The 11,085-nt window shown below is 70.4% G+C and carries 10 protein-coding genes and 1 pseudogene; 10 read left to right on the top strand and 1 reads right to left on the bottom strand.

What is annotated here, in order from left to right:
- The first annotated feature begins 402 nt into the window (after nt 1–402).
- Nucleotides 403–729 (top strand): hypothetical protein, encoded by a 327-nt coding sequence (locus ACIRYZ_RS42310; protein WP_402953993.1) that lies wholly within the window; start codon nt 403–405, stop codon nt 727–729.
- 904 nt (nt 730–1,633) lie between these two features.
- Here the strand turns inward: ACIRYZ_RS42310 and ACIRYZ_RS42305 are convergent.
- A pseudogene (locus ACIRYZ_RS42305) lies at nt 1,634–2,425 on the bottom strand (MMPL family transporter); the annotation flags it as partial.
- A gap of 194 nt (nt 2,426–2,619) precedes the next feature.
- Here ACIRYZ_RS42305 and ACIRYZ_RS42300 point away from each other — a divergent pair.
- From ACIRYZ_RS42300 to fabD, 9 genes are read left to right on the top strand one after another with little or no spacing between them, the layout of a single operon-like run.
- Nucleotides 2,620–4,164, top strand: a complete 1,545-nt coding sequence (locus ACIRYZ_RS42300; protein WP_402953992.1) for an FAD-dependent monooxygenase — start codon at nt 2,620–2,622, stop codon at nt 4,162–4,164.
- Nucleotides 4,165–4,179: 15 nt separating this feature from the next.
- Nucleotides 4,180–4,506: a TcmI family type II polyketide cyclase gene (locus tag ACIRYZ_RS42295; RefSeq protein WP_402953991.1), complete on the top strand. Its 327-nt coding sequence runs from the start codon at nt 4,180–4,182 to the stop codon at nt 4,504–4,506.
- The gene (locus tag ACIRYZ_RS42290) at nt 4,503–5,762 is read left to right on the top strand and encodes a beta-ketoacyl-[acyl-carrier-protein] synthase family protein (RefSeq protein ID WP_402953990.1); all 1,260 of its coding nucleotides are present in this window, start codon (nt 4,503–4,505) and stop codon (nt 5,760–5,762) included. The genes ACIRYZ_RS42295 and ACIRYZ_RS42290 overlap by 4 nt, the downstream gene beginning before the upstream one ends.
- Nucleotides 5,759–6,934, top strand: coding sequence for a beta-ketoacyl synthase N-terminal-like domain-containing protein (locus tag ACIRYZ_RS42285; RefSeq protein WP_402953989.1), 1,176 nt, complete (start codon nt 5,759–5,761; stop codon nt 6,932–6,934). The genes ACIRYZ_RS42290 and ACIRYZ_RS42285 overlap by 4 nt, the downstream gene beginning before the upstream one ends.
- Before the next feature lie 15 nt (nt 6,935–6,949).
- Entirely contained in the window at nt 6,950–7,219 is a 270-nt protein-coding gene (locus ACIRYZ_RS42280) for an acyl carrier protein (RefSeq protein ID WP_402953988.1), read from the top strand.
- Nucleotides 7,216–7,995 (top strand): SDR family NAD(P)-dependent oxidoreductase, encoded by a 780-nt coding sequence (locus ACIRYZ_RS42275; RefSeq protein WP_402953987.1) that lies wholly within the window; start codon nt 7,216–7,218, stop codon nt 7,993–7,995. Before ACIRYZ_RS42280 ends, ACIRYZ_RS42275 begins: the two co-directional genes overlap by 4 nt.
- A gap of 12 nt (nt 7,996–8,007) precedes the next feature.
- The gene (locus tag ACIRYZ_RS42270) at nt 8,008–8,970 is read left to right on the top strand and encodes an SRPBCC family protein (protein ID WP_402953986.1); all 963 of its coding nucleotides are present in this window, start codon (nt 8,008–8,010) and stop codon (nt 8,968–8,970) included.
- Nucleotides 8,971–8,972: 2 nt separating this feature from the next.
- Entirely contained in the window at nt 8,973–10,154 is a 1,182-nt protein-coding gene (locus ACIRYZ_RS42265; protein WP_402953985.1) for an FAD-dependent monooxygenase, read from the top strand.
- Nucleotides 10,151–11,083: an ACP S-malonyltransferase gene (gene fabD / locus ACIRYZ_RS42260; RefSeq protein WP_402953984.1), complete on the top strand. Its 933-nt coding sequence runs from the start codon at nt 10,151–10,153 to the stop codon at nt 11,081–11,083. Before ACIRYZ_RS42265 ends, fabD begins: the two co-directional genes overlap by 4 nt.
- Nucleotides 11,084–11,085: the final 2 nt, after the last annotated feature.

Genomic DNA, 11,085 nt, shown 5'->3' with positions numbered 1-11,085 from the left:
ACACCCAGTCCCACCCTCGATCGACGAACAGGCCGATCATGGCAGCCCGGACAACTGTTCATCAGCGGTTTGCGAATTTCCCAACGGAGTCCTGAGCGGCGCTTCGGTTTGGGAGCCGGGTCAGCCGCGGACGGATTGGTGCTGGTCATCAGGGGTGGAACTCGTACTCGGGCCCTCTCAGGCTAACCCGACAAAGCAGGATGTCTCACCCAAGGCTGACAGAGAGGGGCCGACTACGTCCTCGGCTTCTACGCCCTCGCCTACTTCCTCGCCCAGCCCTACTGGCGCGAGGGCACCACCCATGGAGCAGCCGACGGACACTGGCACCGCGACCCGGACGCCCCCGAGGACCTGCCCGACCAGCCCAGCACTCTCAGCGCCCACCTCAGCGACTGGACCTCGATGCCCTCCCCTCACCACGGGGAGGAAGCCAACACGGCCGCCGTCGACAGCACGGCCTATCGTCGCCATCTCGCTGCCCACCGTGTGGCCATCGACCCCTTCGTCACCCGCTACCTTGCCGCAGCCGACAGTCTCACCGGCGCCCGCACCTTCGAAGAACGACACCTCGCAGGACGCGCCGCCCTGCGCACGACCAACCTCGACGCCCTGGCCTGCCAGGACATCAAACCGGTGAGTGAACCGCTGCTGCGCCTGGTGAAGACCATGCCGCAGGACCCCGGTCAGCTGCACGCCTGGTACGACTACCACCTCCATGAACGTGCGTGACCTCGCGCGGCGCCGTCAGGTCGGCCCGCGGCCCGACCCCACGGCAGCTTGCACGTGCCGCCTGAACTCCACCTCTGTGTCGTCCGGTTGCGGCAGAATGACGCCGACTAGGAAGGGCCCTGGAACTACCGGAGGCGAAGATGGCGGAGAACGACCCGCGGGTCCTGGGGATGGCGACGGCCCGGGCGGGCGGTCCCGGCAGGACGCGAATGACCGTGGACCTCGATCGGCAAGGCGGCCTCGCACAGTGGTCGTCCGAGCCGATCGTCTGGGCAGATCTCGGTGACCGCCCCTTCGACGGCCGGCCTCAAGCCGCTGTCCCAGAGCGGTAGCGGACCAGCAGTCCCCATGGCGGCGCCACACCGCGACCGCCCGACTTCACCGGCGTCGGTCTGCCATTCCTCGAACAGCCCCTCGACCGCACCGGCACCTCCCACGACATCCAACTCAGGCCGGCTGGCCCACCGTTCAAGCGTGCCGTGCCCGTACTGCGGCCACCCGAAGACCGCTTCCATGGCCTTCGCGCGGGCTATCCGTCGGCCCGCGCGTGGCCTCAGGTGTCTCGGTGGCTGGGGAGAGCAGGCCAGCAAATGCACTTGTCCGCCGGGGTTGGGAGCGGCTCGGTACAGTTCCCGACATGACTCACTTGCGTACGGTCCGTCTCCCGGCCACGGTGCCAGTCGAAACGGTATCCACGAGCGGCGGCACCAAGACCATCCAGGTCACCGAGGACGGAACGATCACCGTTCGTTTCGACGGCGTCCTGGTCGTCGCCGGCCAGCAGATTCCCTCTCCCGGCCAGCTTCTTCAGCTGTGGCACGGCACCGGGGCCATGGAGTTCGACCTTCTCAACGAGCACCTCCGGCGAAGGGTCCCCGCGACCGAGCCCTGGGTGAGACCGCTCTGCGGGGGCGCTGAGGCGGCCGCCGGAGCGGGCTCGTTCCTCGCGTTCACGCTTGAGGTAGAAGAGTGTGTAGTCGACGCCCACCGCCAGACCGATGAGCACGATCATGTTGGTCCCGACACCGGGGTCGGGCAGGACATGGGACGCGACCATGGACAACCCCAGGGCGGCGGCGATCGAGGAGAGCGCGAGCAACATCGGCACACCGGCCATGACCACTGATCCGAAGACGACCAGGAGGGTGATGAGCGTGACCGGCAGTGTGATGCGCTCGGAGAGCGTGAGGTCCTTCCCGCGTTGGTCGTTGACGCCCTTGCTGATGGAGGGGGAGCCGGTCTCCTCCACGACCAGGTCCGGGTGCCCGGCGCGCACCTCCGCCGTCTGTTCGAAGAGCGGGACGACGTTCTTCCTGCCGTCCAGCTCGGGGCCCTTCAGGACCACCGGGACCCTGAGGACCGTGCCGTCCTTGGAACGGACCGGAGCCGCCACGCTGTCCACCTGGGGCAGCCGCTGAAGCCGCTCGGTGAGCTCCCGGAGCACGGAGCCGACCGTGGCCGTGTTCAGGGGGCCGGACTTGGCGTAGATCGTGATCTGTTCGGTGGGCCTGGTCTGCAGTCCGCCTTCGGCCGCCATCGCCTCGGCTCGCCCCGCCTCACCGACCCGGTAGTCCTCGGTATCGGCCGCATGGGAGCCGACACCGAGACACAGGATGACGAACGCGAACCAGCCGGCAATCGCGCGCCACGCATGCCGGGCGCTCCATCGGGCTATCCGCACAGGGAGTTGACTCATACCTGAGATCCTGGTCGGCCGGGGACCGTGCCCGACACGCCCGGCCGGTTGAACCTGGGGTCCACCGGTCGGTGGACGGCAGGGGTAGGGCTGCGGTGCCCAGGCGACCGTGCTGCGCCGGCGCCTCGCCTTCCTCAGCGAACCCACCAGCGCTCCCCCTCGATAGCACGGATATACCTCCATCCTCACTGCTGATGCCCTACTGCGGCCGGACGATTCCGAGCACCGTTGGCAGCATGACGTTGCACGCCGCAGATGAAATTCGGTCGCACGTACCGGTTCTGGTCGTGGGAGCCGGCCCTACAGGTCTCATGCTCGGCGCCGAACTGGCGCTGCACGGAATCCAGCCACTGGTGATCGACGCGCTGCCCGGCCCGACCGGGCAGTCCCGGGCGCTGGGATTCACGGTGCGCACGCTGGAGATCTTCAAGCAGCGGGGCATCTTGGACCGCTTCGACGGGCTCGCCCAGGTGCCGGGGGTGCACTTCGCGGGTCTGAGTATCGACGGGGACCACCTGTCCAGCACCATGCGCCCGGCCAACCAGTACCCGCAGTCCAGGACCGAGCGGGTACTCGCCGCCCGGGCCGAGGAACTGGGGGTCCCGGTGCGGCGGCCGTGGCGGCTGGAGTCCCTGGCGTCCACCGGCGCGGGATACCGCTGCGTGCTCGGCGGCCCGGCCGGGCCGCGGGTCGTCGAGGCGGACTACGTGGTCGGCTGCGACGGAGCGGCCAGTGGGGTACGCGAGGCGATCGGCATGCCGGTCCACCGCACTCCCCCTTCCGTGCAGATGCTCCTGGGCGATCTGCGGGGCTGTGGCCTGCCCGACGAGCCCTTCGGGGTCAAGCACGAAAAAGGCATGGTCATGTCGGCGCCGCTGGGTGACGGGACGGAACGGGTCATCGTCTGCGACTTCTCCCAGCCGGCGCGCCCGCAGGGCACCCCCGTCACCCATGCCGACATCAGGGCCGCCTACGAGAACGTCGTCGGCAAGCCGCTGGCGGACGGCGAGTGCCTGTGGGCCAGTTCCTTCTCGGACGCCTCGTCCCTCGTGGAGTCGTACCGCTCCGGGCGCGCGCTGCTCGTCGGCGACAGCGCCCACACGCACCTGCCGGCCGGCGGCCAGGGGATGAACGTCTCGATCCAGGACGCGGTGAACCTCGGCTGGAAACTGGCGCTGGTGGCCCTCGGACACGCGCCGGACTCCCTGCTGGACACCTACCAGAGCGAGCGGTACCCGGTCGGCCGGGAACTGCTGCTCAACACCGCGGCCCAGGGACAGATATTCCTGCGCGGCCCGGAGGTGGACCCGCTGCGCGAGGTCCTGCGGCGGCTCCTGGACATCCCGGAGGTGTCGACCCGGCTGGCCGACAGCGTCAGCGGACTGGACATCCGCTACGACATGGGCGTCCCGGGCGCCCTGCCACCGGTGGGCGGGCGGCTGGCACCGGACGTGTTCGACGTGGCCGGGACCGGCGACGACGTCGTCGGGGAACTCCGGCACGGATCAGCCCTGCTGGTCCTCCTCACGGACGACGACTCGGTGGCGTCGGCCGCCGCGCCGTGGCGGCGGCGGTTGCGCGTGGTGCGCGCGCGGCCGAGGAAACCGCACCGGACGAGCGGCCCGGCCACGCCCCCGAACCTCTTCGTCCGGCCGGACGGCCACATCGCTTGGGCAGGCCACCAGTCCGACGGACTGCTCCCTTCACTCAGCTGCTGGCTCGGAGAGCCCGCCGCGTAACCAGAGGAGGAACCCTTGTTCAGCTCACTCATCGTCGCCCGGATGGACCCCGGTCATGCGGGCGCGGTCGCAGACATCTTCACGCGCTTCGACGCCACCGACATGCCCGCGCGGATGGGCACCCTGCGCCGCGAACTCTTCCGGTACCGCGGCCTCTACTTCCACTTGCAGGACTTCGAGACCCCCGACGGCACCGGCGCGGTCGAGGCGGCCAAGTCTGATCCGCGGTTCATCGGGATCAGCAACGACCTCAGGCCGTACATCGACGCCTACGCCCCCGACTGGCGGTCGCCCAAGGACGCCATGGCGGAGCGCTTCTACCACTGGCAGGCCGAGCGATGAGCCACCGGGTCTTCATCACCGGGGTCGGGGTCGTCGCGCCCGGAGCCGTCGGGCGCGACAGCTTCTGGGAACTCCTGACCCAGGGGCGTACCGCCACCCGCCGCCTCAGCCTCTGTGATCCGGAGCCGTTCAGGTCCCGGGTGGCCGCTGAGGTCGACTTCCACGCCGAAGCCGCGGGACTGTCCGAGCGGCAGGCCGTGGAGCTGGACCGCGCGGCCCAGTTCGCCCTGGTCGCCGCCCGTGAAGCGGTCGAGGACGCGCAATGGGCGGGCACCTGCCCTCCCGGGCGCGCCGGGGTGATGGTCGGCTCCGCCGTCGGCGCCACGACCAAGCTGGAGGAGGTCTACCGGCGGCTGAGCAAGGACGGCGAGCTCTGGGACGTGGCCCCCGACTCCCCCGCCGAGCTCTACTCGTACTTCGTGCCCAGTTCGTTCGCCAGTGGCATCGCCCAGGACCTCGGCATCACCGGGCAGAGCGGCGTCGTCTCGACCGGCTGCACGTCCGGGATCGACGCCGTGGGCAACGCGTGGGAGCTCGTCCAGGACGGTGTGCTGGACTCGGTCGTCTGCGGTGCCACCGACGCGCCCATCTCTCCCATCACCATCGCCTGTTTCGACACGATCAAGGCGACATCGACCTACAACGACAGTCCGGAGACCGCCTCGCGGCCGTTCGACGCGACACGGTCCGGCTTCGTCCTGGGAGAAGGCAGTGCGATGTTCGTCCTGGAGTCGGAGGAGTCCGTGCTGCGCCGCGGCGCGCGCGTCTACGGCGAGGTCATGGGATACGCCAGTCGCTGCAACGCCTACCACATGACCGGACTCAGGCCGGAGGGACGCGAGCTGGCGAAGGCCGTCACCGCCGCCCTCGGCCAGGCCCGCATCGATCCGGGCCAACTCGACTACGTCAATGCCCACGGCAGCGGGACGAAGCAGAACGACCGGCACGAGACCGCCGCGCTGAAGGCGTCCCTCGGCGCCGCCGCCCACCACGTGCCCATCAGCTCCATCAAGTCGATGATCGGTCACTCGCTGGGGGCCATCGGCTCCCTGGAGATCGCCGCCTGCGCCCTGGCGCTGCGCCACGACGTGATCCCGCCGACCGCCAACCTCACCGAGCCGGACCCGGAACTCGATCTGGACTACGTCCCGCTCCATGCCAGGAAGCAACCGACCAACAGGATCCTGACGACCGGCAGCGGCTTCGGCGGATTCCAGAGTGCCATGGTTCTGGCGGATCCGGAGAGTGCGGCATGACCGTACACATCAGCGGAATCGACGTCGTCTCCCCTCTGGGTCCGAGCCGGGAGGAGCACTGGGAGGCCCTCCTCGACGGGTGCAGCGGTCTGGGGGCGACCCGTTCGTTCGACTCCACCCCGTACGACAATCCCGTCAGCGGCGAGGTCCTTGATTTTGACCCGAAGGGGCTGCCAAGCCGGCTCCTGCCGGCCACCGACCGGATGACACAGATGTCGCTGGTCGCGGCGGCCGGGGCGTTCGAGGACAGCGGCATCGACCTGGACGGGGTCGACCCGCTCGACATCGGCGTCATGACCGCGTCCACCGCGGGCGGTTACGCGTTCGGGCAGAAGGAACTGCAGAACCTGTGGTCCAAAGGCCCCAAGTACGTCAGCACCCATCAGTCCTACGCCTGGTTCTACGCGGTGAACACCGGCCAGATCTCGATCCGGCACGGCTGCCAGGGCCACAGCGGCGTGATCGTCGCCGACGACGCCGGCGGCCTGGACGCCGTCGCCCTCGCCGCGCGCCGCCTGGCACGGGGGAACCAGATCATGCTCACCGGATCGGTGGACAGCACCATGTGTCCCTGGGGACGTGTCGCGCACACCTCGACCGGTCAGCTGTCGCGGTCCGCCGACCCGCGCACCGCCTACCTCCCGTTCGACGAGCGGGCCGACGGCTGGGTCAACGGCGAGGGCGGGGCCCATCTCGTACTGCGGTCCGAGGCCGACGGCCACTACGCGGCGGTGCTCGGCCACGGGGCGACGGTGGACGGTGTGCGGGACGACCCGGGGACGGGCCTGGGCCGGGCCATCCGCCTCGCGCTCGACGCGGCGGGGCTTCGCCCCCGCGACATCAGCCTCGTCCTCGCCGACGCGGCCGGCACCAGGCAGGCCGACCGCGCCGAGGCCGCCGCCCTGGTGGACGTCTTCGGATCGCGCTCCATCCCGGTCGCCGCGCCCAAGGCGGCGACGGGCCGGATGGGCTGCGGCACCGCCTCGCTCGACATCGCCATGGCGGCACTCGCCATCCGTGACCAGACGATCCCCCCGACCGTCAACGTCGAGGCGGACGAGTCCCTGGGGATCGACCTGCGCGGTGAGACCGCGCGCCATCACATCACCAACGTCCTGGTCTTGTCCCGGGGCATCGGTGGGTTCAACTCCGCCCTGGTCATCGGGGCATAACCGAAGGGGAAGACAATGACACAGCACGTCACCATGGACGACCTCAGGCGGGCGCTCGTGGAGGGCTCCGGTGTCGACGAGGGCGTCGACCTCGAACGCGACCTGGGTACCAGGGCCTTCGCCGACCTGGGATACGACTCCCTGGCCGTTCTGGAGACCGGTCTGCGCCTGGGCCGCGAGAACGACGTCGAGATCGACGACTCGGTCTTCACCGACCTCGAAACGCCCCAGCAACTGCTGGACGCGATCAACCACGTCCTGCAGCGTCGGGCGGCCTCGTCATGAGCCTTTCCCGACACGCTCTCGTCACCGGCGGGTCGAGCGGCATCGGAGCGGCCGTCGCGCGGCGTCTCGCGGCGGCCGGGCACACCGTGACGATCTGCGGCCGTGACCCCGAGAAGCTCGACCGCACCGCTGCGGAACTCTCCGGTCACGGCGTGCCCGTCACCGCGCTGACCGCCGATGTGAGCGACCCCCACCAGGTGCGCGATCTGGTCGGCCGGGCCGTGGAGGCCAACGGGCCCATCGGGATCCTGGTCAACAACGCCGGCCGCAACGGCGGCGGCAGGACGGCCGAACTGACCGACGAACTGTGGCGGGAGGTGCTCGGCACCAACCTCGACAGCGTCTTCTACGTCACCCGGGAGGTTCTGGCCCGCGGCGGCATCGACAAGGTCGACCACGGCCGGATCATCAACATCGCGTCCACCGCGGGCAAGCAAGGGGTCCTGCTGGCCGCCCCGTACTCCGCCTCCAAGCACGGCGTGGTCGGCTTCACCAAGGCGGTCGGCAAGGAACTCGCGCCCCAGGGCATCGCGATGAACGCGGTCTGCCCGGGATACGTGGAGACCCCCATGGCCTCGCGTGTCCGCCAGGCGTATGCCCAGGCGTGGGAGACCACGGAGGCGGAGGTCCTGACCGCTTTTGAGGCGAAGATCCCGCTCGGCCGCTACAGCACGGCCGACGAGGTCGCCTCCCTCGTCGAGTACCTCACGACCGAAGGCGCCGCCTCGATCACGGCCCAGGCACTCAATGTGTGTGGCGGCCTCGGAAACTTCTAGGAGATGATCCGCATGGCCGACCGGCCTCGCGTGGACGTGCACACCATCGTGATCAACAGCGGCGCCGACGAGGTGTATCACCGCCTGGCGGACGTCGGGCAGTGGTCGTGGATGTTCGAGCCGACCATCCACAGCGCAGAGCTGTCCCGCGACGGGGACAGGCAGACGATCCAGCTGTGGGCCGTCGCCAACGGCGAGCCCAAGTCATGGGTGTCCGAGCGGCAGCTCGACCCCGTCGCCCGTACCATCCGCTTCGCGCAGACCGTCACCGCGCCACCGGTCGCGGAGATGTCGGGCGAGTGGCAGGTCCTGCCCGCGTCCGACGGCGGCTGCACGGTCCGGCTGTCGCACACCTACCGGGCGGAGGGCGACTCGGCCGAGTCGCTCGAATGGATAGCCCGGGCCGTGGACACCAACAGCAGGAAGGAGCTCGCGATGCTGCGGTCCGCCGTCGAACGGGACGCGGACGGCGACCTGAGCCCGTTCACCTTCACGGACGCGGTAGAAACCACGGCCGATCCCGTCCGGTTGTTCTCGTTCCTGGACCGCGGCGAGCTGTGGTCGGGGCGGCTGGACCACGTCGCCGAGGCCGAGATGAAGGAGTTCTCCGACGGACTCCAGTTGCTCCGGATGCGGACGCGGACCCCGGACGGGGACACGCACGTCACGGAGTCCTACCGCGTGTCCCAGAGCCCGGCCAGGCTCCTGTACAAGCAGGTGACGCTGCCGGCGCTGCTGGCGCTGCACATCGGTGAGTGGACCATCTCCCCGGCCGGGGAGAAGTGGCGGGTCACGTCGCAGCACACCGTGGCGATCGATCCCGGCGCGGTGCGGAAGGTCCTCGGCCCGGAGGCGACGGTCGCGGACGCGAAGCGGCTGGCCCGGCGGAACCTGGGGAACAACAGCCTGCGGACCCTCGAGGCGGCGGTCCGGTGGGCGGGCGCCGCCGCGGCGCAGCGGCGGTCGGGGACGTGACCGTGCCCGGTCCCCCGGACGTGCTGGTCGTGGGTGCAGGGCCCAGTGGCCTCCTCCTGGCGGGAATCCTCGCCGGGGGAGGCGCCCGGGTCACCGTTCTGGAATCGCGGGAGACCCCGAATCCGCAGACACGTGCCTCGACCCTGCACGCCCGCGCCATGGAGATCCTCGACTCCCACGGGGTCGCGTTCGCGCCCCGGCTGCCCCGGGGCACCCAGGGGCACCACGGCGGTCTGCCCGTGGACCTGTCGCGGGTCCGCTCCGCGCGGGCCGGTGTCTGGCGTTGCCCGCAGCCGGAACTGGTACGGACGCTGGGCGACTGGGCGCGCCACCGCGGCGTGCGCGTACAGCGTGGTGAGCATGTCGTGTCCGTCCGGGAGCAGGAGGGGCGTTGCGAGGTGACGACCCGGACCGGCCGGACCTTCGGAGCGGCGCTACTGGTCGCCGCGGACGGGCAGGAGAGCACCGTCCGGTCGCTGCTCGGCATCGAGTACGCGGGCGCGCCGCCCGCCCGTGTCCTGGTGCAGGCCGATCTTCACCACTGCGAGGTGCCCAAGCGGCGTTTCGAGCGGCGGGGGCGCTACACCGTGACCGCCGCCCCGCTCAGTGCCGAGGTCACGCGGGTGCTGATCCACGACCCGCGGTGGCCCGCGGGGGAGGATCGCTCGGCCGAGGATCTGCGTGCCGCCTGGCAGGACGCCACCGGCGAAGGGCTTCCGGTCGAACCGTCCTGGGTGCGCACGTTCGGCGACGACACGAGGGTGGCGCGCCGACTGGTCGAGGGCCGTTTCGTGCTGTGCGGTGACGCCGCCCACCCCTTCGTCCCCATCGGCGGTCAGGCGCTGAACACGTCGCTGATGGACGCCGACGCGCTCGGCCACCGGGCGCTGCGGTACCTCCGCACCGGAGATCCGCGCGCGCTCCTGGACTACCAGCGGGAGCGCTCCGCGTGGCTGGAGGTCCTGGCACAAAGGCTGCGGGTCCAGGCCCGCCTGTTGTTCGACACCGACGAGGCGACCGCCGCGTTCAAGGCCCGCGTGGCCGAACGCCTGGACACGGACGAGGTGTTCCGGGCGGGGATCGCCGACTGCCTCGCCGGTGTCGACACACCCGGCAGGGCCGGGAACGACGGGGGCGACGCCCTGCGCCCCCTTGACGACCGCATACCCGAGGTGGCGCCGTGAGAGCGTTCCTGTTTCCCGGACAGGGAACCCAGAAGTCCGGCATGGGCACACATCTGCGCGAGCACTACCCGCGCCTGGTCGAACCGCTGTGGCGGGAAGCGGACGAGATCCTGGGCTTTCCCCTCACCCGCCTGTGCGAGGAAGGGCCGGTCGAGCGGCTGCGGCACATGCCGGTCACCCAGCCGGCCGTCTTTCTGTGCAGTTACGCGGCCCTGGTCGTCGCCCGGGCCAACGGCGCGGTGCCGGACATCGTCGCGGGCCACAGCCTGGGTGAGTACTCGGCGCTCGCGGCGGCCTCCGTGCTGACCTGGCAGGAGGTCCTCCAGCTCGTTCATCGTCGCGGTGAGCTCATGGCGGAGGTGCAGCAACGGGTGGACGGCAAGATGGCGGCCGTCATCGGCCTCGCGATCGAGCAGGTCGAGCGGGCCTGCGCGGATGTGCGACGCGACACCGGCGAGGTGGTCGAGGTCGCCAATCACAACGAGCCCCGCCAGGTCGTGGTCTCCGGCCAGTCCGCCGCCATCGACGACCTGGTCCGGCGGGTCACCATGAGGCCGGACGCGCGGGCGACCGTGCTGCGGATCGGCGGCCCGGCCCATTCCAGCCTCATGGAGAGCGCGACGGCTGATTTCGTGGACTACCTGCGGCGTTTCGACTTCCGTTCGCCCCGAACGCCCCTGCTCTCCGGCTCGACGGCCGCGCCGTACGCGAGCGGTGAGGAGATCAGGCGCCAGCTCGGCGACCAGCTCGTGCATCGGGTCTGCTGGGTAGACGTCATGGCCGAGCTGGAGAGGCGGTCGGTGTCGCGGACCTGGGAGCTGGGACCGGGCAAGGTCCTCTCCGGTTTCGTCCAGCGGGCGCTGCCGGGGGTCCGTACGTATCGCTCCCACGACCTGCCGTCCTTCCTCGACGGCGTGGCGGGGTGGTGAAC

It is taken from the genome of Kitasatospora sp. NPDC101155 (assembly GCF_044768305.1).
In the GTDB taxonomy this organism is placed as follows: Bacteria; Actinomycetota; Actinomycetes; order Streptomycetales; family Streptomycetaceae; genus Kitasatospora.
The sequence above is the reverse complement of the archived record's forward strand: the minus strand, read 5'-3'. Positions and strand labels throughout refer to the sequence as shown.

What these genes read in the sequence shown, in the direction of transcription:
- ACIRYZ_RS42310 (WP_402953993.1), top strand. Translation starts at nt 403, where the DNA reads ATGCCCTCCCCTCACCACGGGGAGGAAGCCAACACGGCCGCCGTCGAC.
- ACIRYZ_RS42300 (WP_402953992.1), top strand. Translation starts at nt 2,620, where the DNA reads ATGCCCTACTGCGGCCGGACGATTCCGAGCACCGTTGGCAGCATGACG.
- ACIRYZ_RS42290 (WP_402953990.1), top strand. Translation starts at nt 4,503, where the DNA reads ATGAGCCACCGGGTCTTCATCACCGGGGTCGGGGTCGTCGCGCCCGGA.
- ACIRYZ_RS42285 (WP_402953989.1), top strand. Translation starts at nt 5,759, where the DNA reads ATGACCGTACACATCAGCGGAATCGACGTCGTCTCCCCTCTGGGTCCG.
- ACIRYZ_RS42280 (WP_402953988.1), top strand. Translation starts at nt 6,950, where the DNA reads ATGACACAGCACGTCACCATGGACGACCTCAGGCGGGCGCTCGTGGAG.
- ACIRYZ_RS42275 (WP_402953987.1), top strand. Translation starts at nt 7,216, where the DNA reads ATGAGCCTTTCCCGACACGCTCTCGTCACCGGCGGGTCGAGCGGCATC.
- ACIRYZ_RS42270 (WP_402953986.1), top strand. Translation starts at nt 8,008, where the DNA reads ATGGCCGACCGGCCTCGCGTGGACGTGCACACCATCGTGATCAACAGC.